At 66.9% G+C, this 26,277-nt stretch carries 23 protein-coding genes and 6 pseudogenes; 10 read left to right on the forward strand and 19 right to left on the reverse strand.

The window, feature by feature from the left end; translation table 11 throughout:
* Positions 1–49: 49 nt before the first annotated feature.
* The 3 genes and pseudogenes from OHB13_RS00060 to OHB13_RS00070 form a co-directional block, all read right to left on the reverse strand.
* Positions 50–1,108 (reverse strand): tyrosine-type recombinase/integrase, encoded by a 1,059-nt coding sequence (locus OHB13_RS00060; protein WP_328374584.1) that lies wholly within the window; start codon positions 1,106–1,108, stop codon positions 50–52.
* A gap of 119 nt (positions 1,109–1,227) precedes the next feature.
* A complete protein-coding gene (locus OHB13_RS00065; protein WP_328374586.1) occupies positions 1,228–1,620 on the reverse strand; it encodes an ATP-binding protein in 393 nt (130 codons plus the stop codon).
* A pseudogene (locus OHB13_RS00070) lies at positions 1,617–3,227 on the reverse strand (Mu transposase C-terminal domain-containing protein). Before OHB13_RS00070 ends, OHB13_RS00065 begins: the two are co-directional and overlap by 4 nt.
* A gap of 736 nt (positions 3,228–3,963) precedes the next feature.
* Here OHB13_RS00070 and OHB13_RS00075 point away from each other — a divergent pair.
* Positions 3,964–4,200: a hypothetical protein gene (locus OHB13_RS00075; RefSeq protein WP_266862480.1), complete on the forward strand. Its 237-nt coding sequence runs from the start codon at positions 3,964–3,966 to the stop codon at positions 4,198–4,200.
* A 96-nt stretch (positions 4,201–4,296) separates the two neighbouring features.
* On the opposite strand, the pseudogene OHB13_RS38680 reads toward OHB13_RS00075, so the two are convergent.
* From OHB13_RS38680 to OHB13_RS00095, 4 genes and pseudogenes are all read right to left on the reverse strand, one after another.
* Positions 4,297–4,476 (reverse strand): annotated as a pseudogene (locus OHB13_RS38680) (MmgE/PrpD family protein); the annotation flags it as partial.
* Between the two features lie 335 nt (positions 4,477–4,811).
* Positions 4,812–5,144, reverse strand: coding sequence for a hypothetical protein (locus OHB13_RS00080; RefSeq protein WP_328374592.1), 333 nt, complete (start codon positions 5,142–5,144; stop codon positions 4,812–4,814).
* A gap of 130 nt (positions 5,145–5,274) precedes the next feature.
* Positions 5,275–5,756 (reverse strand): annotated as a pseudogene (locus OHB13_RS00085) (hypothetical protein).
* A 310-nt stretch (positions 5,757–6,066) separates the two neighbouring features.
* Positions 6,067–6,459: a winged helix-turn-helix transcriptional regulator gene (locus OHB13_RS00095; RefSeq protein WP_266862477.1), complete on the reverse strand. Its 393-nt coding sequence runs from the start codon at positions 6,457–6,459 to the stop codon at positions 6,067–6,069.
* 149 nt (positions 6,460–6,608) lie between these two features.
* On the opposite strand from OHB13_RS00095, the gene OHB13_RS00100 reads away from it, so the two are divergent.
* The 4 genes from OHB13_RS00100 to OHB13_RS00115 all read left to right on the forward strand — a co-directional run bounded on the left by OHB13_RS00100 (position 6,609) and on the right by OHB13_RS00115 (position 10,270).
* The gene (locus tag OHB13_RS00100) at positions 6,609–7,577 is read left to right on the forward strand and encodes an NADPH:quinone oxidoreductase family protein (RefSeq protein ID WP_328374594.1); all 969 of its coding nucleotides are present in this window, start codon (positions 6,609–6,611) and stop codon (positions 7,575–7,577) included.
* A gap of 47 nt (positions 7,578–7,624) precedes the next feature.
* Positions 7,625–7,876, forward strand: a complete 252-nt coding sequence (locus tag OHB13_RS00105; protein ID WP_328374596.1) for a hypothetical protein — start codon at positions 7,625–7,627, stop codon at positions 7,874–7,876.
* A 434-nt stretch (positions 7,877–8,310) separates the two neighbouring features.
* The gene (gene ku, locus OHB13_RS00110) at positions 8,311–9,243 is read left to right on the forward strand and encodes a non-homologous end joining protein Ku (RefSeq protein ID WP_328380182.1); all 933 of its coding nucleotides are present in this window, start codon (positions 8,311–8,313) and stop codon (positions 9,241–9,243) included.
* Between the two features lie 490 nt (positions 9,244–9,733).
* Positions 9,734–10,270 (forward strand): GNAT family N-acetyltransferase, encoded by a 537-nt coding sequence (locus OHB13_RS00115; protein WP_328374598.1) that lies wholly within the window; start codon positions 9,734–9,736, stop codon positions 10,268–10,270.
* Between the two features lie 346 nt (positions 10,271–10,616).
* Here OHB13_RS00115 and OHB13_RS00120 read toward each other — a convergent pair whose 3' ends face one another.
* The 4 genes from OHB13_RS00120 to OHB13_RS00135 form a co-directional block, all read right to left on the reverse strand.
* Positions 10,617–10,769: a hypothetical protein gene (locus tag OHB13_RS00120; RefSeq protein ID WP_328374599.1), complete on the reverse strand. Its 153-nt coding sequence runs from the start codon at positions 10,767–10,769 to the stop codon at positions 10,617–10,619.
* 233 nt (positions 10,770–11,002) lie between these two features.
* Positions 11,003–11,278 carry a hypothetical protein gene (locus OHB13_RS00125; protein ID WP_266862472.1) on the reverse strand — a complete coding sequence of 92 codons (276 nt, stop codon included), beginning with the start codon at positions 11,276–11,278 and terminating at the stop codon, positions 11,003–11,005.
* Between the two features lie 118 nt (positions 11,279–11,396).
* Positions 11,397–11,945, reverse strand: a complete 549-nt coding sequence (locus OHB13_RS00130; protein WP_328374602.1) for a hypothetical protein — start codon at positions 11,943–11,945, stop codon at positions 11,397–11,399.
* A 158-nt stretch (positions 11,946–12,103) separates the two neighbouring features.
* Complete coding sequence (locus OHB13_RS00135) at positions 12,104–12,310, reverse strand: hypothetical protein (RefSeq protein WP_328380183.1); 207 nt, start codon at positions 12,308–12,310, stop codon at positions 12,104–12,106.
* Positions 12,311–13,049: 739 nt separating this feature from the next.
* Between OHB13_RS00135 and OHB13_RS00140 the strand changes: the two genes are divergently transcribed.
* Positions 13,050–13,292 carry a hypothetical protein gene (locus OHB13_RS00140; RefSeq protein WP_266862469.1) on the forward strand — a complete coding sequence of 81 codons (243 nt, stop codon included), beginning with the start codon at positions 13,050–13,052 and terminating at the stop codon, positions 13,290–13,292.
* 58 nt (positions 13,293–13,350) lie between these two features.
* Here OHB13_RS00140 and OHB13_RS00145 read toward each other — a convergent pair whose 3' ends face one another.
* The 4 genes from OHB13_RS00145 to add all read right to left on the reverse strand — a co-directional run bounded on the left by OHB13_RS00145 (position 13,351) and on the right by add (position 17,111).
* Positions 13,351–13,830: a VOC family protein gene (locus OHB13_RS00145; protein ID WP_328374604.1), complete on the reverse strand. Its 480-nt coding sequence runs from the start codon at positions 13,828–13,830 to the stop codon at positions 13,351–13,353.
* Between the two features lie 307 nt (positions 13,831–14,137).
* Positions 14,138–14,581 (reverse strand): cupin domain-containing protein, encoded by a 444-nt coding sequence (locus tag OHB13_RS00150; RefSeq protein WP_328374606.1) that lies wholly within the window; start codon positions 14,579–14,581, stop codon positions 14,138–14,140.
* Positions 14,578–16,014, reverse strand: coding sequence for an APC family permease (locus OHB13_RS00155; protein ID WP_328374608.1), 1,437 nt, complete (start codon positions 16,012–16,014; stop codon positions 14,578–14,580). The genes OHB13_RS00150 and OHB13_RS00155 overlap by 4 nt, the downstream gene beginning before the upstream one ends.
* Positions 16,011–17,111 (reverse strand): adenosine deaminase, encoded by a 1,101-nt coding sequence (add, locus tag OHB13_RS00160; protein WP_328374610.1) that lies wholly within the window; start codon positions 17,109–17,111, stop codon positions 16,011–16,013. Before add ends, OHB13_RS00155 begins: the two co-directional genes overlap by 4 nt.
* 226 nt (positions 17,112–17,337) lie before the next feature.
* Here add and OHB13_RS00165 point away from each other — a divergent pair, with 226 nt between their 5' ends.
* The 3 genes and pseudogenes from OHB13_RS00165 to OHB13_RS00175 all read left to right on the forward strand — a co-directional run bounded on the left by OHB13_RS00165 (position 17,338) and on the right by OHB13_RS00175 (position 19,377).
* Positions 17,338–17,925, forward strand: a complete 588-nt coding sequence (locus tag OHB13_RS00165) for a TetR/AcrR family transcriptional regulator (RefSeq protein WP_328374612.1) — start codon at positions 17,338–17,340, stop codon at positions 17,923–17,925.
* Between the two features lie 622 nt (positions 17,926–18,547).
* Positions 18,548–18,697 (forward strand): annotated as a pseudogene (locus tag OHB13_RS00170) (response regulator); the annotation flags it as partial.
* A 122-nt stretch (positions 18,698–18,819) separates the two neighbouring features.
* The gene (locus tag OHB13_RS00175) at positions 18,820–19,377 is read left to right on the forward strand and encodes a hypothetical protein (protein ID WP_328374614.1); all 558 of its coding nucleotides are present in this window, start codon (positions 18,820–18,822) and stop codon (positions 19,375–19,377) included.
* A gap of 490 nt (positions 19,378–19,867) precedes the next feature.
* Here the strand turns inward: OHB13_RS00175 and OHB13_RS00180 are convergent, their stop codons facing one another.
* Positions 19,868–20,104, reverse strand: coding sequence for a hypothetical protein (locus OHB13_RS00180; RefSeq protein ID WP_328374616.1), 237 nt, complete (start codon positions 20,102–20,104; stop codon positions 19,868–19,870).
* A gap of 86 nt (positions 20,105–20,190) precedes the next feature.
* Positions 20,191–21,183: pseudogene (locus tag OHB13_RS00185) on the reverse strand (helix-hairpin-helix domain-containing protein); the annotation flags it as partial.
* A gap of 170 nt (positions 21,184–21,353) precedes the next feature.
* Here OHB13_RS00185 and OHB13_RS00190 point away from each other — a divergent pair.
* Complete coding sequence (locus OHB13_RS00190) at positions 21,354–23,456, forward strand: hypothetical protein (protein WP_328374618.1); 2,103 nt, start codon at positions 21,354–21,356, stop codon at positions 23,454–23,456.
* A 117-nt stretch (positions 23,457–23,573) separates the two neighbouring features.
* On the opposite strand, the gene OHB13_RS00195 is transcribed toward OHB13_RS00190, so the two are convergent.
* A complete protein-coding gene (locus OHB13_RS00195) occupies positions 23,574–24,392 on the reverse strand; it encodes a hypothetical protein (protein WP_328374619.1) in 819 nt (272 codons plus the stop codon).
* Between the two features lie 425 nt (positions 24,393–24,817).
* A pseudogene (locus tag OHB13_RS00200) lies at positions 24,818–26,207 on the reverse strand (DNA polymerase III subunit alpha); the annotation flags it as partial.
* Between the last annotated feature and the right edge of the window lie 70 nt (positions 26,208–26,277).

The following is a 26,277-nucleotide window of genomic DNA, read 5'->3' on the forward strand; positions in this document are numbered from 1 at the left end:
CGACGGCGTGCAGAGGGGGTGGTGTGGTCATGGGTGTCCTGCCCTGGGGTCAGCCGGCCAGGCTAGTGACGGCGGTCGACGTGGCGCGGCGCCAGGCGTCTTCGACGAAGGTGAGCGAGGGCCGCACGTAGGCCATCGTCGAGGCGATGTGCCAGTGACCGAGGAGCTGCTGGACTGCGAGCAGGTCCATGCCCTTCTCGTAGTGGTGGGTCGCGCAGGCCCGGCGCAGATCGTGCGGGGTGAACCGGTCGTCTGCGGGGCGGCCTTCCAGGTCCAGGAGGTGGGAGAGGCGGTCGCGTACGGTGTCCGGCTTCAGCGGCTGGCCGTGGGCGTCGCAGAACAGCGGGGTGGTGTCGGGGAAGAAGGGGCGTACGTCTCCCAGGTACCAGGCGAGGATCTGGTCCAGTCCGTCGAGCATGGGTGCCCATCTCGGGCGGGGTCCCGAGGTGTTGGCCGCCTTGCCGAATCGGACGTGGAGCTTGCCTGTCGGGCCGAGTGCGGGATGGACGTCGCATTGGTCGAAGCGAATGGCTTCGCTCACTCTGGGAGCGGAGTGGTAGAGGGTGCGCAGCAGTGCGTAGTCCCTTGCCGCGGCCGGGTAGTCGGACGTAGTGGTCAGGCGCTGGCGGGCGAAGGCGAAGAACGCGGTGAGGCGCTCGGCGGTGGGCGGCAGGGTGCGCGGGGTGTCGTCGAAGACATGGCGCAGCCGGTTGAACCGGTCCAGCGGGTTGGCCACCGGGGTGCCGTACAGGGTGCGGATCTCGGTGGCGTAGCGGGCCTGGACGAAGGTGAGGAACGTGCGGAGCATCTGCAGGTACTGGCGTCTGGTCCCCGCCGCCCGCCCCGCCACCACCAGGGAGTGGAGCATCGCGTCCACGTCGGCCGGCTCGATCTGCCACACCGGCCGGTCATAGTGGTCCAGCACCCGTTCCAGCAGCGACGTATAGCAGCCGATCGTGGTGGGAGCGAAGCCTCTCGCTGTCCATGTCGAGGCGAATGCCTGCACGCAGCGGGCCTGGAACGCCCACACATCGGGTACCTGCCCGGCCTCGGGAGCAGGGCCGCAGAGCCCGCCCTCGACCAGCCGAAGAAACGGCTTCCCCGCCACACTCCACCGCCAACCAGCAATGACTCTTGGTTAAGGCGGCACCTGAACAACCCCTGTGCCACCGAATCCATCAACGAGACAGCTGCAGAAAAGCAACCCCCACCTCACGAATAACCCGGTCATCCACACGCCTCCCCGTTAAGCCACTGGGCCTCGTCGACGAGGAAGGTACGGGGGCGTTCGGCCAGAGCCGTTTTCAGCAGGCGGTCGAACTCGCTGGGGTGGCGCGGTGGTTCGCCGGCCAGGTCGAGTGCGGTGAACAGTTCGTAGCGCACCGCACGGGCGGTGGGCCGGGCCCGGAAGGTGACCCGGCGGACATCCTCGTCCGGCTCGAGTTCGCGCAGGCAGGTGTTGACCGCGAGAGTCTTGCCGAAGCCGGCGCCGCCGTGGATACACATCATGGCGCGGGCGGCGACGGTATCGGTGATGTTCTCCCGGGCGGTGAGCAGGGCGCGGGTGGTAACCACGGAGGCGTCTGGCAGGTCGACGTACTGGTAGGTGGCCGCGGTCACGAGGCGTCTCCGTCTTCATCAGTGGTGGGACGTGCGGCCGGCCCGTCGCGGCGGTCCGGGGCGGTTTCTTCATCGCTGCCGGACGGGAGCGGGACGGGCTGGCCTGGTGTGGTCAGCGCGGTCAGGGAAGCAGGAGTGCGCCACCCGGCCGGCGGCGCGGCCGGCGGGATGAGGTCCGGCAGCGACAGCTGCGACAGGTCGGTGTCGGTGGCGTGGGCGAGTTCGGCCTCTGCCTGGGCGGTGGTCAGGGCGCCGAGCCGCTGTGGGGCTTCGGCCTGGGTGGCGGCGGCGTAGCGCTCATGCTGGGAGGCTTCCAGGTCCTTCTTCAGGCGGCGGGCGCGGGCGGCCCGGGTTCTTCGTACGGCGCTGATCTGCTCCTCGGTGGCCTGGTCGGCCAGGTCCGCTGGGCCGAGGTAGCGTCCGGTGGTTGCGTGGTAGACCTCGATGCGGTGGTCGTGGTGGGGCATGAAACGGACCCGGACCTGGATGCCAGCCTGGCCAGTCATCCACGACCCCACATAGTCGCGTCTCCTGAAGCGGATGCCGCGGGTGGTCAGCGAGCGGGTACCGGCGTCCTCCAGGGTGAACGTCCACAGATCTGTCGCGGGCACGTCCCGCAGCGGGGTGGGATCGTCCTGCCACGCTTCAAGCGGGGTCCTGCCCCGCAAAGGTGCGGGCTGATGTTCGGTGTTCCACCACCGTGTCCAGTCCAGCAGCCGGGCGGTGAAGTCCTCGAAGCTGAGCAGTACCTCGCTCTTCGGGCGGGTGGGGCGTTTACCGGGGCGCGGCTGGCGGGCGTAGCCGGGCAGCGCGGCCAGGAACATGCTCTCCACCGCACGGTTCAGGCCCTCCACGGTGCCCTTGAGGTGGGGGGTGTAGGCGGGCAGGTCCTCCACGGTGACGTCCAGGAGATCGAACGCGGCGGTCACCGTCCGGGACAGGAAGTCCTTGCCGCGGTCCACCCGTACCTTCTCGGGCACGCCGCCGAACGGACCGTAGGGGTCCTCGCGCAGCACCGCGGAACGCAGCGCCGCGAGGACCGACTCCCGCGACGGATGCACCGGCGTGACCGCCACCCCCGTGATCGCGTTGGTGGCGCAGTCGGTGGACCACGTGATCCACGGCCTGCGGGGCTTGCCGTCGACATCGACCAGCACCGGCGCCTGCATGTGGTCGGTCTCCCACACGTGGTTGCGCCAGCCCCGCGGTCGGGCCAGGAACACATCATGCTTACGTGCCTCGCGTTCACCGCCAGCGAGCCCGGGCCCGCTCCCCCGGCGTCAGATCCCGACGGATCGCCCGGTGCAAGGTCGGGACCGACGGAGGCGGCTCCCCCTCGCCCCTGGCCGCGCGAGCAGTCAGCTCGCGATGAACGGCGGCAACGTTCCCCCTCCACAGCCCGAGCAGGGCACGGACCTCCTCAGTGACAGTGAACCTCCCGTAGTACCGGGCCCGCTCCCCGGCGCTGCAGCCGCGGTCTCGTCCTTCTCAGCAGCGGCCAGCCACCGCCAAACCGCCCGCTCCCGCACTCCCAACGCATCCGCCACTGACCTCACATGCCCGGTGGTGAGCTTGCCCTTCTGGCGCAGAGTCAGCAGCCGGCGCACCGCCGGCCCGCGCAAGGCCCGAACCGATTCAGTCGGCAAAGCAGCGCCCACGCAGCCGCCCGACCCCTTCGGCAGCTGGAGCCAGCCTTCCTGATCCACCCCACGATCACACCAACGCCCGCCGGCCAGCGGATCAGAACTCACGAAACTGACACAGCGTCACCCTCACGCGATAACGCTCCACGACAGCGATGCCCCGTGGATCTCTCACCTCCAGGACAGCGACCTCTCAGCCCCGAAACAACCCACGACCAGCATCAACACCCTCAAGCCCCGCTGTCTCTCACTCCACTGCCACAAAACCGAGAGAACGCACCTGCACTCCTGACCGGCACCACTGACCCCGGCATCCTCCCGCCCGTCGGCGTCAGCGCAGCGTTCTCCGCAACCGGCACGGCTGTCTCCTCGACGTCAGCACCCCCGACCCGGTCCGCGACTTGCCGCGTGGCGAAGTCGGCACGATCCGTTGAACGCCCTTGAGCGGGTCAAGAAGTCCATGCCTTAACCACTGACAATTTCTGACTTTTCGCCCCGAAGGGGTGAAGGGCTGCCAAGTCCTGTTTCGCAAGCGTCTGCCTATCCTCCCGTGTCAGGGGCTTGTAACAAGGGTCCTGGGGGCTTTGGGGCGCGCAGTGCCTGTGTGTTCAACTGACGAATGTCCGAAGGTCTTCGGGCGCAACGTTGACCTGACGCGGTTGGCCGGTCCCGGTCCGGCCCCTTGCTTGAGGAGAGATGTATGAAGTCGTGGCGTAAGCGAATGACCTACGGTGCCGCTGTTGCTGCCGCTCTGGTCGCGATTCCGCTGGCGGCCGGTTCCGCCTCGGCCGCGAGCTGGCACGACATCGCCGGTGGTCCCGAGATGTACCCCAACATGGCCGCGTGCAAGGCGGACATCCCCCGGGCGAAGAAGCAGTACCAGGACGCCACCTGTGTCGACAACAAGGGGCGCATCTCCCTCTGGGTGCTGTACTGATGGCGTAGCAGCGCCCGATGGACGCGCACGGCCCCGCCGCTCCGTTCGCCGGGACGGTGGGGCCGCCGTTCGTGAGCGTGCGCCGGCGGGTCCGGTGAAGCCGGCCCCGGCGAGTGTGGCGGCGGTGATGCCGAAGTGAGCGGCCCAGCCCGGATGGAGGCGCTTGAGTGAGGATCCGGCGAGTTCCAGAGTGCCTGCGGCCTGGGTGCCGCAGATGTCGAGTGCCGAGGTGATCGCCGAAGCGTCCAGGCCACGCAGTTTCCCGGCAACGGCCGCCGCCGCGAACGTGCACGGGTCTTCCCGCGCAGCCGGTCGTGGAACTCGTTAACCAGGCCCTTGTCCCGCCAGCGGCGCGGGTTCGATTCCCGTCACTCGCTCCATGACAAAGGCCCAGGTCATCGACCGGGGCCTTATTTGTTGTCTGGAGTTCTCTCAAGGCTCCCCGCCCTCTGCGTGCCCGAAGGAGCCTGAAGGGGACGGCTGTCGGGGTGTTCGCGGCCCAGTTCAGCGAGTGAGCAGCCGACGTCGGAGGAGCATCTCCGGAAACCGATCAATGGCGGTGCTGCTCACCGCAGTCGGAGGGCCCGGCCCGTCGGGGCATTGCCCACGTGCTACGTAAGGGCGTGAACCGGCCGGACGTTGCCGCGGAACCGACCGTCCGCTTGCCCCGCTTGCAGGTGGTCGAAGAAGTCCTCCCAGAAACCGGGTCGCTGCGACTCTTGGGGCGCCAGGGTCAGCCTGCCGTCGTTCAGCCCCGCGACCCAGCAGGTCGGCATCCGACCGGACACCACCTCGAACTTGGCCGCGTCCCACAGCCCAGGGGACTCGATCTCGTCTCGCCTCGCACTGCGGTCAGGAAGGCGGAACAGGGTCCGGTGTTGGGCGGCGAGCACTTCGAGGACCGGGTACTCCTCGCCGATCCGCACACCCGGGTGCTCGCTCACAACCGCCGAGGTCCCGGACCGGATGATTTTGGTGCATCGGACGATCACCGCTGCAGCCTACGCAGTGCCCGGTGCGCCGGCTCCCAGCCTGCGGACGACGACACGTGCAGCACGACATGGACCGGGGCGGTCAGGTGAAGTGTGGGTCAGCCAACAGCACTACCCGGTCCGCCTCGACATCGAAGCCGAGCACCGAGTGACCGGAGTCGATTTCCGGGGCGAACAGCACAGGTTTGCCCATGGCACGTCCGATCGCCCGCAGGAAGCCGCACAGCACGTTCAGTCGCGCCTGGCCCTGGAGCTCACGAAGGTCAGCGTCGAAGTCGATCGAGTCGGCCGCATAGGGGCGAAAGATCGCCAATACTCCCGGAACCGGCCAGATCCTCAGCATCACACTGGCCTCGACGCCCCAGCCAGCATCTTCTCGGCCCGTGGAAGCCGCAGCACGGCGCCGTCTTCGGAGTACTCGCACGCCCAACCCCGCGATCGCACCAGGTCGAGCACCGCCTGCCAGTCATCGACGGAGGCATCAGCGATGCTCACGTCCGGCAGGGTGCCCATCAAATTGGGGTCGAAGAAGTTCTTGACGTCATCCCACAGCAAGTCAGGCATCAAGAATCACTGTCTGCTTTCCAGCGAGGCGAAGAGTTCAGCGCACTCGCTGGCGAAGGAGCAGAGCTGGTCCACGACCTGCGAGGACCGCTTCGGCACTCAGCGCGTCCAGGTGGTGCACGAATGGAACACGGGGTGCACGTCCGGGACAACGAGTCAGACCCGCAGAAGCGCACGTCCAAGGCTGCCAGTGCGTGTGGTGCGAGCCCTTCCGCGTCATCACGATGGCCTTCCGACCACTGGGCGTAGCCTCGCTTGAACGCGAGGGCTCCCAGTTCACCCGCGAGATGCGCGGTTGGGTCGGGAACGATCAGCTGTGGCTCTCGGCGGGCTGGACGTTGGCGCGGGCGTCGTATTCCGCGCGGGCGTCGTCGATATGCGCCAGGTGCTCGATGGTCCACTTCCGGAGAGGCGCGGTGGCTTCGTAGAGCATTCTGCCCATCGGGGTGAGCTCGTAGGTGACGTGAGGCGGCATGACGTTGTGGACGGTGCGGATCAGGATGCCGTCTCGTTCCAGGCTCCGCAGGGTCACGGTGAGCATGCGCTGGCTGATTCCGTCGACAGTTCGCTTCAGTTCGGTGAAACGGCGCGGCCCCAGATCGAGGCGGCACACGACCAGGAGCGACCACTTGTCCCCGACCATGCCGAGGACGACGCGGGCCCGGCCCGCGTCCTGCTGCGACTGGCTATCAGTCGGGGGCATCGTTACCTCCAGAGAACCGGGACACCAAAAAGTGCCTTATTGATCGGGATGTGGCTGGTACACCATGCTGGTCACGGTTCTTAAAGAGTACCGAGGCGCGAAAAGTAATTGTGCCGTTCCATCCTGTTGCCCCATCTCAGGAGCCCCCCATGCGTGCTATGCACATCACCACCCTCAAGGGTCCCGACGCCATAGAGCTCGTCGAAGTCGATGAACCGACAGTCGATGCCGAATCGGTCGTCATCGACGTGCACGTCGCCGGCGTGACCTTTCCGGAGGTTTCGCAGAGCCGCGGTGAGTACCACCTGCGGCGGACCCTTCCCTTCATCCCGGGCACCGAGGTCGCCGGAGTCGTCAGGTCCGCCCCCTCGGACAGCGGCCTGGGGGCAGGGCAGCGGGTCGCGGCCTTCCCCGGGGTCGGCGGATACGCCGAGACCGTGACCGCCCCGCCGACGGCGGTCTTCCCGCTCCCCGACAATGTGTCCTTCGACGCGGGCGCGGCCCTGCCCATGAACTATCTGACCATGCACTTCGCTCTGTTGCGCCGGGCGCAGATGAAGCCGGGTGAGACGGTTTTGGTGCACGGAGCAGCCGGCGGCGTCGGCACCGCCGCGGTGCAGTTGGCCGCCGCACTGGATGCCAGGGTGATCGCGGTCGTGTCCGCACCGGGAAAAGTCGATACGGCGAAGGCTGCTGGCGCCGATGAGGTCGTCTTGGCCGACGCCTTCGAGGACGCGGTGCTGGAACTGACCGGAAGTCGCGGCGTTGACATCGTAGTGGACCCGGTCGGAGCCGGCCGGGTCTCTGGCTCGCTGCGCATTCTCGCGCGCGAGGGCCGCCTTCTGGTCGTCGGCTCAACGGGCGGCGACGTTGCCCAGACCAAGGTCGACAGCCTTATGCGTAACAACCTCAACGTCTCAGGAGTCGGCTGGGGCGCGTTCTGGGTGGAGCAGCCTTCCTATCTGCAGGAGCAGTGGGCCGCGCTACTGCCTCTCCTACGGGCCGGCAAACTTCAGCCCGTGATTGGGCGGCGCTTCCCGCTTGAGCAGGCATCGCAAGCTCTGCTCGAACTCGACGAGCGCCGAGCGCAAGGGAAGGTGCTGCTGGACGTCCAGTGAGAGACCCGTGTTCTTTGCTGGTCAGCGGGGGTTGGTGTGATGTTCGGGTGGCGGTGCTCGTGCTGATTGGGAGCGTGATCGTTGACGCTGGTCGTCTGTCATCGCTGGACTACGTTGGTCGCAAGGACGAGCAGGGCCCGCAGGAGGGTGGTCGCGTGCCGGGCGTTCATGCGGAGCTTGGTCAGGATCTGCCAGGCCTTGAGGTTGGCGAAGCCGTGTTCGTTCGCGGAGCGTGCCCGGCTTGCCAGGTGGTCTGCCGCTTCCACCTGACCCGCAAGGAGCTCGGAGTCGCCGCGTGACGGCCTGCTCTCTTCATTAATCGCAGGACGGGCGGAGCGGGATGACGTTGCTGGGACAGGTTGGTTCTGGGCATCGGGTTGCCGGAGGATGAGGACGGCTGCCGCGAGAGCTATCTGCAGCGGGCGAGGCGGCGTCCGGGGGTGCGTGCCAGGATCCCCGGGGCGACGACCAAGTCATCACAGCGATCTCCCGGCTACGCGACCTCACTCACGGCGGCGATTACGCCTGCTACGTCGACATCGCCCACCTCACGGCCGACCGCCCCCTCGACGCCCCGTCAGCCGCACGGTGGCTCAACGGAGAGCAAGTCGCCCGCCAGCGCTGGCGAGACCTGGTCGGCACCCGCCGCGACCCGGGCGAGGATGAAGGCACGGACGCCCTGTCGCCCGTCGGCCCGGCCGACTGCGGCGTGTCCTTCTCTTCGGGAGGTCTCCTGCCCCGCCCTGTGTGGTCCGGAGCGATCTCGTTTGGCCTGGTCACAATCCCTATTAGGGTGCTGCCCGCGACCGAGGACCACAACATCCACTTCCACCAGTACCACCTGGAGGACGAGGGCCGGGTCCGGAACCAGAAGACCTGCGAGATCGATGGCCAGGTCCTGTCGCAAGACGAAATCGGCAAGGGCTACGAGGTCGCGAAAGACCAGGTCGTACCGGTCAGCGATGACGAGCTGGACGAGATGCCGCTGCCGACGGCGAAGGCGATCGAGATAGTCGCGTTCACACCGGCCGACGGCATCGACCCCGTGCGGATGTCCGCCGGCTACTACCTCGAAGGCGACGGAGCCGTCGCCACGAAGCCCTACGTCCTGCTGCGCAAAGCACTGGAGCGCTCCAGCAAAGTGGCCATCGCCAAGTTCGCGTGGCACGGCCGCGAACGCCTGGGCATGCTCCGGGTGAAAGACGACGTCATCGTCCTGCAGTCCCTGAAATGGCCCGACGAGATCCGCGACGTCGCAGCGGCCGCCCCACCCGAGGTGGAGGTGGACGATGAGGAGATCGACCAGGCGGTCGAGCTGATGGAGTCGATGGGGCAGGACGACGTCAGCGGATACACCGACCACTACCGCGAAGCCGTCGAAGAACTCCTCGCCGCGAAGGCAGCTCACCGCGAGCCGAAGCCCCTGGACAGCGGAGAGGGCGAGGAGACCAAGGGCCGGGTCGTAGACCTCATGGCTGCTCTCAACGCGAGCGTTGAAGCCGCCGCCGCGGGCCGCTCGGACGGTGGACACGCGACCGTCCACGATCTGTCCGACCACGCGGCTAAGAAGACCACGGGCACGAAGAAGAAGTCCGCCGCGAAGAAGACCACAGCCAAGAAGACCACCGGGAAGAAGGCAGCTGGCCGAAAGCCGAAGAGCGCATAGAGCGGTAAGCCCAGGCGACTCCCCCTCTCGAAAGTCACCGCCAGCTGTGGCGTCTTGCCCACAGGTCCGCCGCACGATTCGATGTGGGCGGGCCGTGAACGCCCGGCCGCGTGAAGCCCCCCCCCCGCAGCTCTTCACCCAGGACCGGCCAGAAGCATCACCACGCACCACGCGTACGACACCGGCAAGGACACATCGCTTCGTTGGCTTCGTTGATGTCTAGGGACAGCGTTTGTCGACGGTTTCCGAAGCCAGTTAGTGATCAACGAACTCGGAGATGTCGAGGACAAATGACGGCACTGCCGTGTCCGCGAAGCGGGATGTCGGCTTACAGATCAATGTCCCACCGGGTACAGCCGAACGTGCACAAGTCCAAGACGACGCTCAGGGATGGGGTCTCGGTTGTCCCGCAGTTCGAGCGCCCGTGATCGGCAGAGCGGACGGCGCCCCGTGGCACAACAGCGCGCCCGCCCGTGAGACAATTGCTGTCATGACAGTTGGCGCGACTCCGGGCAGCGAGGTTGTACTCGAGACGAGTCGACTGCTGCTCAGACCTTGGCGGGTAGCCGAGGCTGTCGTTCAGCGTGAGCTGTGGACCGAACGTGATCCACGGGTGCCGCCGCACCGCCGAATCGACGCGGACGGACACCCCACGGTCGCGGAGCTTGAGGAGTCGATCCGCACCAACCGGTTGTGGTCGATCGGGTTGCTGGCGGTCGAACGGAAGGCCTCTCGTGACGTCATCGGATACTGCGGGCTGGTGGACAACGAGCGCATCGCGGTAGGGGAACCGGAACTGGCGTTCGAGCTGCTGCGCCGAGTGTGGCGTCAGGGATATGCGACCGAGGCCTCGTTGGCGGTTCTGGAATGGGCGAGATCGTCTGGGTACGAACGTCTGTGGGCCACGGTCTGGGACTGGAACACTGCTTCTCGCCGTGTGCTGGCCAAGGTCGAGTTCGCCGAGACCGATCGGAAGGAAACGGACGCGGTGTACGGGACCACCCTGTTCACCACGAGACGGCTCTGACGCACCCGACGTTTGGCCTTGCGGACGGCTGTGCTCGTTGACTCGCAGCCGGCACGGGACGGCCAGCCGCCCGTCAGGGCGGCTGGCCGTCGAGGCAGTTAAGAGCATCCTGATGCTGCCCTGGCAAGAGCCGCCATGCCTCCCAACATCACCCGCCCGTGGATCGGGGCGCCTCCCAAACCCATCGACAACTGACTTCACTACTGCTCGATAAAGCCACTTCGTCTATGGCCGCCTGGGATTGGCCCCAATCGCCGAGCTGGTCGGGCCGATTACGGAAATAAGGGCGTGCACCGACCCGAGGGGCTGGTGCACGCCCTGCGACGCACAGTGGGGTGCGCGTCTGTCAGTCGAGCTCATTGTCGGCCGAGCCCTGCTGGCTTCCGTCAGGGATGCCCCCCGCCTCCTCGGATACTTGCTGAGGTGCCTCGTCCTCCGTGGACTCGGCACGATCGGCCGACTTCTGCGCCTTGTCCTCCATCGGTTCGTGATTACCCATGACCGGGACTCGCTTTCATGCGGAGGGTGATTGACGACACTGCTGACTTGCCCACTCCGGACACCAGCAGTCGGCCCGTAGACCCGCAGCCTCAGCCTCCAGGGCGGCGGGGCTCCACGTGACGACCGAGAAGCGGTCGGTCGTCACACACTCGTGCTGCCGGTTACCAGCCTCGGAGATTGGTAGGAGTCTGTGATCGAGTGACCTGAGTTCCTGGCGCCGAATTGACCAGATCACTCTGTGTCGTCAATGAGGCCGAAGTCCTCGGTGAAGGCGTCCAAGAACTCTCGCCGCTCTGCGGACGGCTCGGTTGCCGCCAGCTGCTGGACGATCTCGGCGAGCGAGCCTCGCTGATCAGGCGTGAGCTGGTCGAAGGTGCCGGCTACGAAGTCGAGTTGCTTGGCGGCCGCGCGGGGTTCGCCGTCCTCGTCGATAGTGCTGTCGATGAACCGTGTGAGCTCGATGAGGAGCTTGGTCAGCGTCTGCACGAGGGGGTCGTTTCCGTTCATCGTTCTCCTCGGTGCGCTGGCCGCTGTCGTGCCCCCGACGGTGGCATGCGGAACACGCCCTCCGGGGCGTCGAGGAAGGCCTTGACGGTCGCTCCGACGCGGAGGTTTTGCGATGACGTCACCGGGCTGGCGGAGACTCCGGCGGAGGACTGGACCCATCGAGCCCGGCTTCGCTGGGAGTGGCGGCCGATGCGTCTTTCGCGGCAGTGTGCACGACCGGGTGCCGGTGCCCGTGCACCGCGGCCCATACGACGGACACCACCAGGACCACCACCCCCAGCGCTGTCAGACCGAACAGCACCTCGGACACCGAGCCGTCGGTCAGCTCCGCGCGGTTCAGCCGACCGCCGTCCAATACGCCTCTGCTGAGCAGGGCGGCCGCCGTGAGCCCCGCGACGTCGGCGCTCAAGACCATGGAAAGGATCCATGTCTGGCTCACTCGCAGCCATCCGACCGTCAGGCCGCCGATGACCAGGCTCACGACGGACGTCGGCAATGACGCAGTCGCCCCGTCGATGTGGAACCGCGCGTCCAGCCAGGCGGCAGCACCCAGCGAAACCAGGGCGAAGAGAAGAGCGCCGGCGCACCGCCACGCCGTCGCCAGGAGGGTCCGTGGAACGGGAAGCGGGTCGGTCGCCCACTCGGCGGAAGGATCGGTGGGAGACATGCCGCCATGATGCCGTCCGTCAACGCGGGGCGCCAACTTGCCCCAGTGCGATGGGCGAATCAGGACTGCCCGCAGCAACTCGACCGCAAACCATACGGACTTGGTATCCGCACGGAGCGGTGCCCCTCCTTGCAGAGGGACCCGCGAGGCCGACTGGATCATTGCGGGACTGTGGCCTCGCCGCCCAGTGCGACGGAAGCCAGCACGGCTGCATGGAAGCTGTCCAGGCCCTTGTCGGGGACCGTGGCGGGACTGCCGGTGAGGGTGTACCACTCTTCGGCGCCGGTGTACTGGAGCATGACACTGGCGAGGCGGGCAGTGTGGACGGTGAGGTCGCCGGTGATGACGCCCACCTCATCCGTCATCGCACCGCCGGGCCCTGCGGTGACCTGGTCCTGGCACACGGTGGGTTCGGTGATCGGGTCCTACGGAGCACGGCCCCGACGATGCGGCGCTGGACCATCCGTCCGGTGTCCGTCACGAGTTGGCCGTCGGTCCACCCATTCATCGCCGGGGAGCGCACAGGTGTACCCACCCACGCACGGATCAACGACACCACGACCTGAATGGTTCCGGCGGGTTACGAGGCAGCGCTTCTGGCTTCCGGCCATCTCACGCAAAAGGCACAGAGGGGGATCAGTAGCACGGCTCCCCGTGCCGGTTCAGGGCGGTGAGGGAGACGCTCGACGCCCGTATCCAGGGCGCCTTACCTCACATGCGCGCGAATTGGCGAATTGCCGTTAATTGTAATTAAGCTGCGCCGTGTCGCGATTTTCGTTGATTGGTTAATTAATCATTTAGCGCGAATGTGCTTGTTGAGCATCCGCTATTACCCAAGGGTTGGGTCGTGGGTTGACCAGCCCAGAGTAAAATAATTCAAGGGGGAACTGTGAAAAACGGAATGAAGATCTCCGCGGCAGGATTAGCTGCCGCCCTGATCACGCTAGGTGCATCGACCGCGCCCGCTGCAGCGCAGAGCGGCACGGCCACTTCCCGAGCTGCCGTAGAAGCAAAGCTGAAGGAAGTTGTCGGCTGTACTTTTACTGCGGAGGCCCCCGGGAAGCTGACCACGAGCACAATGGTCGGCGCCGGAAGGACCAAGACATGTACGACGCCGAAGCCCGGCTCGTGCCGCCTTCAAGTGAGCATCATGAAGGGCGTCAGCACCATAGCCCACAAGGACGGCGGGTGGGGGCCTGCAAGAAGACCCTTGGACCCACGCACAAGTGCTCAAACCTGGTGTCCAAGGTCGTGTACTACACCGAATCCATACTTCAGGTTGAGTACAAGGGCCAGCACGCCTCGAAAATCCTGCACAGCAAGAAGGAGACCGTGTACTGCGGTTAGCCGCAGCAACGCGGGTGCCGGCTCCTCTCACCAGAGGAGCCGGCACCCGCGTACTCGTTTACCGCTTAATCCCGGAGAACGATACTGAAACCCAGTCGCCGGTCACCTCGGTCGCCGATTCATCCGCATCGTCGGAATCGTCTTCGAGCTTCTCCACTGCTTCGGCAACTTCACGGTCACTGGACTCAACGCAAAATTCGTTACCTTCAGGGTCGGCCATGACGACAACGCCAAGCCCGAAGGTCTCCATGGTCCAGCGCTTTTCGATGACAACAGCCCCAAGGCCCGTCAGCCTGGAAACCTCGTCTGCGAGCGACCCCTGCATGGGATTCAGCCACAGACTCGTCCGGCTTCGCGGGCGATCAGAGCCCCGCTCTTCAACAAGGTAGAGCGACATCGGATGTTCGTCCCCGGGAGACGCGATATGAACGCCGTCTGTGCCAGGGCCGATCGGAGCTTGCAGTACGCCGCTCCAAAACTTCCCCAGTTCCAGAGGATCAGAGCACTCGATTTCGACCACACGCATTGCTAGACCCATGCCACCACGGTACCTGCGGAACGGTGGAGATGACCGAATCGGGCATACACAACAGTCCAGGGACTGTGGTTGCTCAGACTCGGTAGTGCTCCTGGCCGCCCGTTTCTTGTCGTCGAGGGGCTTGGGTGTGGCGGGTGTTGGGGGCGACCGTGCATGCGTGGCGGCTTAGTGGGAGGGTGGCGTGCTCGTAGTTCGGCTGGCGCGTCCGGCTCGGCCCGCTCCAGGGCAGCGCAGGGGTCGGGCGAGGGTCGCCGGTCGGCGAAGTCGGGGGCCACGGTTGCGTCGACCGGTTCGCGGGGCGTGCGGCTCATGGCTGGAGGGCATTCCCGGTGGGGTTCTGTGCGGTGTTGGTGTTGGAGAAGGGGCCGAGGGCGATGAAGACCTTCTGTGACTCTTCGATCGTGATCCAGGAGCCGCTGAATCCGCGGGGTACGAAGAATGCCTGTCCGGCGCCGAATTCGCGGCGCCCGCCTGCGTTGTCGACCAGAGCGATGCGGCCGGTGAGCATGACGCACACCTCGTCGTAGGGGTAGTCCAGGCGCAGGGTTCCGGGGGCGCCCTGCCAGGCGCCTCCGAAGAACCGGCCCTGGGCCTCGTCGCCGAAGACGCGCCACTCGGTCTCGGACCAGTTCTCGCTGGCGTCGCCGGCGGGCCACTGCGGGCGGACCTCCTCGCCTGCTCCGACGGTGATCTCGCGAATGTCCGCGGCGTTCACGTTCGTGTCCATGGCTGTGTTCATGTTGGTGTTCAACTCGGTTCTCCTGAGCGGCGCAGTCGGCGTACGTGTCGTCCTCGGGCCGCGCCGAAGATGAACGCGAGGATCAGGGGGATGCAGATGAGGGTGTTGCCGGCGATGCCCAGTCCGGTGAGCAGGTCGAGCCGGACGGTGACCAGGACCAGGACCCCGCTGAGCAGCAGGGCGGACAGGCCGGGGGCGATCCAGCGGTGCCACAGGCTCTCGCCGGTGACGTGCTTGCGGAAGAAGAGGACGGCGGCCACTGAGGTGCCGATCTGCAGGAGCAGGACGGCGAGCAGGGTGGGTGTGTTGGTCCAGATGACGACCTGCGTGTAGGGGTCGAACCGCAGCAGGGCGAAGACGGCGATGGCGATCACGGAGATCGCGGCCTGGGCGATGGCGGCGGTGGTGGGGCTGCCCGAGGTGGGTGAGGTGCGGGTGAACTTCTGCAGGACGAGGCCCTCTCGGGCCATGGTGTAGAGGTAGCGGGTGCCGGCGTTCTGCAGGGCGAGGACTCCGGCGAAGAAGCTGGTGACCACGAGGATCTGCATGACGTCGGTGCTGAGGCTGCCCACGAAGTCGCGGTTGACGTTGAAGATCACATTGGTGGGGTCGCTGCTGACGCCGGATGCCAGGCGGGTGGGGCCGATGCCCATGAGGATGATCCAGGACATGAAGGCGTAGACGACGGTCAGCAGGCCGACCGCGATGTAGGTGGCGCGGGGTACGGTGCGGCGCGCATCCTTGGCTTCCTCGCTGTAGATCGCGGTCTGCTCGAACCCGATGTAGACGATGAAGGTGAGTACGAGAAGTGGTCCGAGCGCGGACATGTGCCAGTGGGTGGGGTTGAATGAGGTCAGGGAGTAGCCTTCGGGCGTGCCGGTGGCGATGATCGCGACGGCCAGCACGAACAGGATCCCGACCTCGGCCAGCAGGAGCACTGCCAGGACGCGTGCGCCGATGTCGACCTTGCAGTAGGACAGCACGCCGACTGTGATGCCCAGGACCACTGCGCTGACGCCCCAGGGGACGTGCAGGCCGAGGAAGGTGTCCAGGGCGTTGGAGGCGAAGAGGCCCGCTGCGGCGCAGAAGCCGATCTGGCCCAGGGTGTAGCCGACGTAGGCGACCAGGGCGGCGCCGGAGCCGATGATCTCGCCCAGGCCCAGCCGGATGTAGGCGTAGAAGGCTCCGGCGTCCTGGACGTGGCGGCTCATCGCGGTGAATCCGACGGCGAACAGGGCGTAGGTGATGCCGGCGATCAGGTAGCCGACCGGGGCGATGTTCCCGCTCAGGAGGAAGACCATGGGCAGGAAACCGGCGAGCACGGTCAGGGGCGCGGCTGCTGCGACGACGAAGAAGACCAGATCCCTGGTCGAGATCGCGTTGGCACGCAGGCCCTGGCCGGAGCTGGTTTCTGCAGCGGTGCCGGTGCCGGTGGATGCTGTCACCTGTGCACTCCTTGCGGGGCGGTCAGCGCTGCCCCGGGCGTGGCGAACTCGGATTCCAGGGCCTGGATCTCGGTGTTGAACTGCCGGCGCAGGTCGCGCCGTTCGCCCTCGTCGGCCCAGAGGTGGTCGATGGGGTCCAGAGCCAGTCGCTTCATCTGTTCGGTGTCCGCTCCGGCCGCGTGCCGGAAGGCGACGTAGTCCCGGTTCACCGAGGATCCGTCCAGCTGGGGGTCGTCGCTGTTGAGGGAGATGCTGAGGCCCTGGCGCCACATCTCGACGATCGGGTTCTGGGGTCCGGCGGGCCAGCCGTGGTAGAGGCTGGTGGACCAGCAGCAGGTGAAGTGCAGTCCGCTGTCCTTGGCGCGCTGCAGCAGGACAGGCTCGGCGGCGATGAAGTAACCGTGGTCGATGCGGTCGCAACCCAGGGTCTCGATGCTGGTGGCGACGTTGCGGGGGAAGGCCCACTCGCCCGCGTGCGCGGTGCGCCGCAGTCTGTGCCGGCCCGCGAGTTCGTATGCCTCCTGGAATGCCTCGGGCGGCCCGAGTGCTTCGTTGGCGTCCATGCCGATGCCGACGATCTCGTCGCGTGGGTTGTCGATCACGTCGCGGACGAGCTGGGTGGCCACCGCGGGTGACTGCTCGCGGTTGATGGAGGCGATGAAGCGGCCCTTGACGCCGGTCTCGCGTTCCGCCTCGCGCATCCCCTCGATCAGGCCGTCCGCCATGTCTGCGTAGGGGGTGGCCCAGAAGGCCGCGTGCTGCGCGGGGTTGAAGAAGATCTCCATGTACTTGAGATTGGAGGCCCGTGAGCTGTCCACCAGGGCCTCGTGAGCGACACGGGCGAAGTCGTCCCGGTCCTTGATACAGGAGATGACCGCGTCAAGAAGGTTCAGCGAGGCCACCGCGTGCGGCTGGTGACAGGGGTCGTAGACCCCCTCGGGGGTGGTGTCGGGCAGCGGGATGCCGTACTTGGCGGCCAGCTCGATCAGCGTGCCGGGGCGCAGCATTCCGGCGAGGTGGCAGTGGAGCTCAACCTTGGGCAGGCGACGGGTGAACTCGTCGCTCTCTTCGGAGGTGAGGTGGGCCAGTCGGGACATGGGGTCCCCTTCATCGGGGCCGAGTGGTGCGACCGCAAGTGTTTTATATTGAACGTCTGGTATAAAAACAGTCCGTGGAGGAGCCCGTCAAGGGTTTCCGGTCGCCGGTTCCTCCCCGGACTGCAAGTTCCCGTTCACTTGGGCGGGGGTCACCGCGCCTGGCATCGTGTACCTGGCCCAGGCGGCCCATCAGGGCATTCACGAGTACGGGGGGACAGTCCGCAACATGCCGAAGATCATCAACCACGACGAACGCCGCGAGCAGGTGGCCGAGGCTACCTGGCGGGTCATCGCCAAGGTCGGCCTCGAAGGCGCGACGATCCGCATGATCGCGGGCGAGGCCGGCCACTCCACGGGGGCGGTCCACCACTACTTCGCCAACAAGGACGAGTTGATCCTCTTCGCGATGGACCTCACCTGGCAGCGCACCGACGAGCGCATGGCCCGCACATCACGGACCTCCACCGCACTCCAGGCACTGTCCACCACCGCGGCGGCGGTCCTGCCTTTGGATGAGGAACGCCGACAGGACGTCCTGGTCTGGCTCGCCTTCGCCGCCCGGGCCGTCAACGACCAGAACATGGCCACGGCCCACTGCGAGTACTACACCCGAGTCCGCCGGCACTGGCGCGACCTGCTCACCGAGGGCATCACCGACGGGAGCGTCCGCGCCGACATCGACGTCGCCGCCGAGGCCAACATCCTGACCGGCCTCATCGACGGAGTCGCCCTGCAGGCCCTGTTCGAGCCCATGACGCCTGCTGAGATGACCGCCATCGTCGACCACCACATCCGTACTCTGGCTCGTGGGTGAGCCCCGGGTAGGCGCCACGTCGGCCAGCTGCATTCCCGTGTCTCGGGGGCGATGCGCTACTTGGCCACCATGGTCAAGTAGCCAGCTCAGTCACAGTCGCCGTGACAGTCCCACGCCGGGGGTGCTGTGCCCGCCTACCCCTCCACGGTCAGGTCTCCACGGCGCGGCGAACGGAGGCGAAGCATGGCTCGGACCGCAGGCCGAGGAACCGTTCCTGAACCCAAAATGGAACGGGATGTGTTCACCGCCCGCAGGCCCGGCGTCCGGGCGGTGCACCGTGGTGACGGCCGGGCGGCGAAGGATGCGGACCGCCGAGGCACCCAGACCGGTCGGCCCCCGTGGGAACGAACACTAGGGTGGTGTGCATCCACCGGTGCAAGACCGGGCCGGTGGGTGATCTCCCGGTACGGCCCGGCCAACTGCTCCTGAAGGACAGCCGGGTCGAAACGGATGTGCCAGTGCAGATCAGCGCGCCCCGCCGGCCACGCCTGCTTCCGCGATTCGACCTCTTCGAAGAAGTCCTCCACGAAATACTCCTCCTGTACGGCTGCTGAGCAGCCCAGCCCCTCCGTCAGCCTTTCACCGCGGGCAGCACATGAGCAGATTCAGGCCCGCAGCCTCGACCGCGATGGGCGTGGACTCCGAACACTCCGCCCGCGGGTACGCAGCCGGCGCCGTCGACTACATCAGCAAGCCGTTCGCCCCCTGGGCCCTGCACGCCAAGGTCGCCGTGTTCACCTCCATCCACCCTGAGCGGCGCACCCAGCAGTGAGGTCGCCGCACTCCGCGAAAGCCCGGATCACGGAATCCGGCGACCCGTGCCAGCCGGTCGGCCCTCACATCAAGGCACACTGACAGCTCTGTCGGTGTCACAGGGCCTTCTAGACTCGCGCCATGCATGACAACACCTGGTTCGATCACGAAACCCTCCAGGAGTGCGACGACGACCCTTTCGAGTTCACCGAGACGGAGCTCGGCTTCCTCGCAGCCCTGCGCGCGCGGGCAGCCACTTGGCGGGTTCCCTGGGCACCCAGTGGCGTCTCACGGCCGGAGGACGACTCCTCACTCCTCGTCTGGATAGCCCTGCACGACGAGCAGCGCCCGCTGGTGCTCGGCGAGTGGGCTGTGCACTTCTACGGCACCTACCTCCAGGCAGGAAAAACCTCGGACGACCTCTTCAACCTGCACCAAACTCCCGAACGAGGCTTCTTCTCCGCCTCCGGAACGCCCGACGAACTCGCGCTCCGCTGCGCCGACTGGTTCGAGGGCGTGCTGCGCCGCCCCGTTGTCCGCTCCGAATGGCCGGCCGGCAGAAGAGTTCTGGCCTCCTGGGAGTTCGCCGACACAGGAGAGGGACTCGCCACCAGCTTTGCCGTTTCCGCCAACACACCGCCCCCGGCCCGCTGCGTCCAGATCCGTCCCTGGGCTACTCGTTTACCCTCATCTCCTTGAAGGGGCAGAGGGTGGAGCAGAACGTCATGGAGTCCATCAGGTACTCGGCTGGGTGCCAGGGCTGTGGCGCCGAGTTGGAGTGCTGGGGTGTCCAAGCCCTTGTAAGCGGCTCCCTGCGCTGGGACACGGAGTCAAGGTGTCCAGCCTGCGGGTTCGCGACAGCTTCGTGCGGTGACGACCTGCCGGCCGCCCTGCGGAACCAGCTGCTCACCGAGTGCGGACCAGCGCACCTGCAGGTAGATCCCTCGGCAAGGAACGCTGCGATCATGCGCGTTTTACGAGCAGAACTCGGTATCGGTCTGGCCGACGTCAAGTCCATGCTGAGCAGGGTCGTGGCGGGAACCCACTCAGGCACGATGCCCGAGATGGAGTTCCTGGCGCGCAAACTGCGCGCGTCTGGGATCGATGCCGTTGCTGCTCGGCCAGAGAGACCTTGAACTGATTGCTCAGCTGACTCTCCGTAACCTTCCCAAGACCAACGGCCTGGGCGCTACCCGTACCATCCGATATCCCTGACCTCGATCCCGTCGTCGTACGCCACCACGGACGCCCAGCAGCGCGCACCGTAGAAGTCCGCGACTTCCTCACCACCCGGGGCCGGCCATGCGTCCCGGTCCGCGAGAACCGTGCTGGTCAGCTTCAGTACTTCACCGCGCGCTGCCACTCCCGGCAACTGGTCCAGCACCTGATGCGCTGCCAGCCAGTCCAGGTCCACAGCGTTCCTCATCCCGCACCCCCCGTGGTCGACAGAGCGGAACGTTACGAGCCCCGCTCCGCCATCGCGACCCTGTGGACAACCGCCACTCCCCGGGATCAGCCGGCGCTTCCGGGTGATCGGTGGCCGAGGCGGCGCAGGTCGGCGGAGCGGCTGCCGGCGGGCTGAAGATCCGCCCACGCGGCGAGCTCAACGCCGGCGGTTCCGTCGCTGAGTACCCGCGAGGCAGGCCCGGTTGAGGTCTGGGTGGCGGGGGTGGTGGCTGTGGTGGTGTGGCCGAGGAGGTCAAGGGCGGCTTGCGGGCCGTGGTCGCGGCGGGCGGCTGCGACGGCGTCGAGGTCCCGGACCATATCGCCGACCACGGTGCGGCGGGGGCCGCGTGCTTCGACGGTGCCCCTGGCCAGGAGCAGCCCCGAGTGGAAGATCGTGTGCGCGCAGGCCGGGTGGGAGTTGTCGAAGAAGGCGAGGTCGACGAGACCGGAGCCGTCTTCGAGGGTGACGAAGATGACCCGCTTCCCCGAAGGGCTGGGCGGGGTCTGCGTGGAAGCCCGTACACCTGCCACCAGAACCTTCTGCCCCGGGATCATGCGCTACAGGTGGGCTGCGTCGGTGGCGCCGAGTTCGCGCAGCAGCCGGTGGTGGTCCATCAGGTGCTGGAAGGCGTCGATGGACAGGACATCGAGCTCGGCGCTCATCCGCTCCCTGCTGGAGAGCTCCCGCAGGCCGCTGGGCTCGGACGTGACCAGGTCTCCGTCGAGGGCGAGCTGTCCTTCGGTGGTGGTGCGGTTGCGGGCGTGGCAGTGGAGCTCGCCGGCCTGGAGCAGAAGGTCTCGGCGGGTGAGGGTGCCCTTGATCTCGTCGAGGGCACCGATGCGGATGAGGCGCTCGGCGACCGGCAGCGCGGGGCGTGCCCGCTGCCAGAAGTCCTGCAAGGACGCGTAGGGCCGGTGCTCGGCGATCCGCTCCGCCTGTGCCTCGTCCATTCCCTTCACCGCGGGCAGGGACAGACGTACGCCCCACCCGTGGTCGGTGGGCTCGACGCCGTGCTGGACCTGGGAGGAGTTGATGTCGACGGGCAGGACGGGACACACCCTGCTGCGGGAGCTGTTCATCCTGGCGGCGGAATCCGATCTCCAGGTGCTGATCACTACGGCAGACTCGGCGTTGGCCCACGATGTGCTCCGAGACGATCACATCCGGGAAGCCGCAGTAGGCAAACCGTTGTGGTGACGGTGAACACGCCGCCGGAGGGAGGCCAGCCATGACGCAGCTCGCCGGGCGATTGAGCGATCTGGCGGGCTCCGGCCGGATGATCACCTTCGAAGCGGTGGGCCTGCCCGAAACCGTGGTACACGGTGAAGTCGAAGAGGTCGCGTCCGGCCCCTACGCGCCACTGCTCGCCGAGGCCATCACCCATGCCTTCGACGACGACGATCGTGTATGGGACCAGGCGGCGGCACAGTTCTCCGTTGGCTTTGCCAGGCAGCTCAGCGTCCTGCACCTGACCTCGGCTCTGGAGACACTGCTCGGTAGTACGAACACAGCGAAGGCCCTGGCCAAGCCCCTCAACGGAGCTCTCCTGACCGGCCTTTTCGAGGCAGTCCAGTCTGTGCCGCTCCTGGCGGCCGCGCGGCTGGAGGGAGCAGTCCGGCTCGCCGTTTCCAAGATGGTGAGCCCCATAAAGGTGTGGGGCACCCTCGAAGAACTGGACACGCACGGCTCGGAGGACTTCCTCGAGCGTCTTCCGCGCATTCTCGGTCTCGCCCTGGACTGCTGGTCCCAGGACGAACAGGTCATCACCGAGACCGTACGCACTCTGCTCACGCAGCTCGCCGGCGACGAAGCCAGCGACGTGGATGCCTTCGTAGAACTCGGCTGCGACCACCTGCGATCCGCTCTGTCCGCGCGGTCGTTGGACAAGGTCAGTGAATACGTCACCACCGCCCGTCAATGGTTCAACGCGGCCGAGGCTGCGGAGGAAGCCCGCCACGACGCGCAGGCCTATGCCGCCGTCTGCGACGCAGTCCTCGCCTTCACCGCCGGGGACGCGACGGCAGTCGCCGCGGCGGCGACACGGCTGGAAGCGGCGCTTCACCGCAGGGACGCAGGGCACTGGGGTATGCATCAACCCGCATGGCTGCAGCCCCAACTCGCTGCGGAAGTGGCTTGGGGGCGGCTCGTTCTGCGCCTGCACCGTGCTGCGGAACTCTTGCAGGACGACGTCTGGATGGAGCCGTGGACGGCACTGGACGACGTCCTGAGTGCCTACAGTGCGGCCCGCACGGTGCGCCCGTTGGGGAGCAGAGATGGTTCAGGGCTCGCCCTGCTGGTCGAGCCCGCAGTGGAAGACTCCTTCCTGCGGCGCCAGGCGATGCTGGCTCAGCTGCGTCGAGCCGCTACAGCACCCGAACGGCACCCCGGGACCGGCTTCGACCACTCCACTGCCGTGGCCCTGGTGTCCAACATTGATCGCCGTATTGCCTCCACGGCGGTGCAGGCTGGGCGCGAAGCCCATACACCTGCCGGGGACGACACGGATGAGAGCAGCCCCTCGGAGAACGACGTGGACCGCGCCTACCGGTTTGCGCCCACCACGGTCAGAAAGCTCGGAATCGACTTCACCTCCGCCCTTGCACGCAACATCAGCGACGAGGACCTGGTGACGGTCGACGGCCTCACTCACACCGAGGACCTCGCCCGGCTACGTAACTCCGACCCCGTCGTGGTGCCCTTGCTTAACAGATTCCTGACAGAGCTGAGCGCCTTCCCCGACTTTACTGGGGAGACACGGCGCACCTTCTCCCTTCTGGTCGAGCAGACCTTGCTGTTCCTCAAAGCGGCAGCCGATCTCGATACCGCTACCGCGTTCGGCGAGGGCCGCTTCGACACCAACAACAGGAAGGTCCGGATTCGGGACTACCGGCGGCGCTTCAACAAAGCCGACGGGGATGCGGTCCCCGTGGAAAGCGACCTCCAGCATCACTTCTTCCAGTGGCTGCTCTCCGGACAGCTGGGTTCTTTGGCCCAGGTCGAGCCCATCAACCAGGCACTCGGCCGAGCCGATGTCCTCGTCAGCTTCGGACCTCTCCGATATCTGACAGAGATCAAGAAGAACCCCACGAGCAGTGATCGGGACTATCTGGAAGGGAAGTACCTGGCGCAGGCAGCCGAGTACAGCAACACCAACGTCCCGTTCGGACAGCTGCTGGTGCTCGACCTGACGGAGAAGACAAAGGACGGCAGCCTTCGCGTGGACGAGCTCGCCTGGGTGACCTCGCACCGGCCCCCAAGCGCCACGGTGGAACGCGCAGTCGTCGCAGGCATCGTCACCGGGAACCGCTTTACTCCAAGCGATTTCTCATAGTGTGAAGTTGACCAGCCCGCCCGGAAGTCCCGGGTAGTCTCCGCCGTCGACCCCGGACTCATCCTGGTATGGGTCTCCCTCAGCCCATCGCAGCAAGGCCACACGAGGGCCATCGCTCTACATCAGTAGAGAACTGCCGGATCCGCGCTCGCCGTGGACCACACGCTGCCACACCGGCGCGGGCACCTGTACCGACAGGAGAGTGTCCAGCGCGTCCACACCATCCTCACGGACCAGATCGGACGCTTCCTCCTCCACGGGGAAGTCTCCCTGTAGAGCGTCGCAGCGCTGGCACCCATTGCTCAGATAGCGCCCGTTCGCAGTCGAGCTCCACCGCGGCTTGATCGACTCGGCGATCTCTTCGAGCCGTGCGCCGTCCAGCAGCGGCTTCACCCAGGCCCGCGTGTCCTCGTCCACCCAACGGGCCCAGCGGTCAGTCCGGGCAGGACGCGACGGGTACAGCCCCACCACACATACCGTGCTCGCCTTGCACTTCCAGCACTCCCGGTTCAGCGCCAGAATCCGCAGGGAAATAGTTGCAGCGCATCCTGGCGGCACCGTATCCGTAATCCAGGGGTCCGTGCCGAACTGGTCGCTATCATCCCAGCGTTCACACCGAAACGCGACGGCCTGGCACACCGGGCACTGGACGGCCCGCTTGCCGTTGTCGTCGGGAACGAGAACACCGGCACCGGCCCCCACCTGAACCGAGCACTCCATACACGGGCCCGCAAAGCGATTGGCTGCGAACCTGTCCGTTCCAGCGTCGGCTGGCTGCACGGCGGCGGCCCCGCCTTCGCGCGGAGCATCGGCCGGGCAGTACACCTGCCACCGGTCCTCCCGGCGGACGCGGACACCGGCGCCTGCTTGTACGTACACCTCGCAGTGCCCGGCCGCGCACACCGCCGCGTACTTGTTTGAGGGCAGTTGACCCACGCCCCGCTCCCCACGTCACTCAATCGGTCACGATTCGCTGGCTCCCGGGCGATCCACCCGGGAGGCCCGCTCACAGTAACCACCACCAAACCACGTGCTGCTGCCGCACCTGGTGTGATCATCCGGCTCCCCCATGCCTGCCGGGTTCCGCGTGTTGGTAGGCCTGATCATTCACCGGCCCTGAATGGCACTTGCCCCACCGCGTTGGAAGGCATCGCGGCACCGATACCCCGTGGGTTCTGGCGACTGTGTTTCGGCTCTGAGACCCTGGTCCTCGTCTGGACGGTGACCCGCGACTCTTTGAGTGGTGACCTCCGTCACACGTCGGCGTTCTGAAAGCGACACGCGATCCCTTGTACCTGGCCCCCGCAAGTAGAGGTTGCAGTCCGCTCGTGATGCGACAGGGCTGCGGGGGACACAGCCAATGCAGCGACTCTCGCAGGCATGCCGAACCTGACGGGGCCGGGTCGGAAGAGGCTGATGTCGGCGACGACGTCCTGCATGTGCCGCGGCTGGAGCCGGCCCACGAGGTCCATCTGGCCCGGTGATTCGATCTGGAAGCAGCCGAGGGTGTCGGAGCGGCGGATCATCTCGAACGTCGCTTCGTCGTCGAGGGGGACGTGGTCGGGGTTGTCCAGGTCGAGGAGCCGGCCGGTCGTCCGCTGCACCTCCCCTACCGCGTGGGCCATCGCGGACTGCATCCGCACCCCGAGCACATCCAGCTTCAGCAGGCCGAGGTCTTCGACGTCTTCCTTGTCGGCCTGGACCATCCGGTAGTCGCCACCCGGGGTCGGCTGCACCGGCAGCCGGTCCAGCAAGGATGCGTTGGACAGGATCACGCCGCACGGGTGCATCGCGTAGCCGCGCACGAGCGCGTCCAGGCCCTCCGCCAGCTCGAACAGCGGCCCGAACTCACCGGCCCGGGACGACAGTTGCAACAGCTCGGGCAGTTCGGCGAGCGCGGAGCGGATGTCGCAGGCCCGGATATGCGGGAAGCTCTTGGCGATCATGTCGATGCTCTGCGGTGCGACACCCAACGCCCGTCCCGTGTCGCGCAGCGCGTGGCGGGCGCGGTAGGTCTCGGGCATCCCGGTGACCGCCACCCGCTCCGGGCCGAACCGCTTGAAGATGCGGTCGTACACCTCCAGGCGGCGTGCGGACTCCACGTCGATGTCGATGTCCGGCAGCGACGTCCGCCGCTCACTGAGGAACCGCTCAAAGAGCAGCCGGGTGCTCCAGCGGATTCGCCGTGGCCACCATCAGCGCGTGATTGACCATCGACCCTGCCCCGGAGCCGCGCGCGGCCACGCGGATCCCCATGGCCCGCACGTCCGCGACGACCTGGGCGACCGCAAGGAAATACCCCTCATAGCCAAGCCGGCCGATGACGCCGAGCTCGAACTCCAGCTGCTCCACCGCAGCACGGTCGCCCTCAAGACTGCGGGCATGCAGGCCGGCCTCACAGCGCTGGCGCAGCAGTCGCATCGCCCCGCCCCGGGCCGGATCCGCGCCGACCACGTGGGGCTCGGGAAAGTGCGCGCTGCCCAGCCCCAGGTCCCGGACAGGGTCCACTTCGCACGATGTCGCGGTGGCATCGGTCTCGGTCAGCAGCGCCGCCGCCCGCCCGGGCCCGCACCCGGCGGCCTCCGAGACCCGCGCGGCCACCACTGTCATCTCGGCCGGCCCCTTCAGCCAGCGCTCGCCACCGTCCAGGGCACGGTGGTCGATCGGGCGCAGCAGGCGTGCCGCGTCAAGCACGTCGGCCAGGCGGTGCTGCGCCGGGTCGGCGTAGCGGACCGCGTTCGTGAGCACCACGGGAACCTTGAGCTGGTCACCGAGCTGCACGGTGCGCGCCGCCAGCCGCAGCGACCCCGCACCAGTGCCT

This window comes from Streptomyces sp. NBC_00440, assembly GCF_036014215.1.
Classification (GTDB): domain Bacteria; phylum Actinomycetota; class Actinomycetes; order Streptomycetales; family Streptomycetaceae; genus Streptomyces.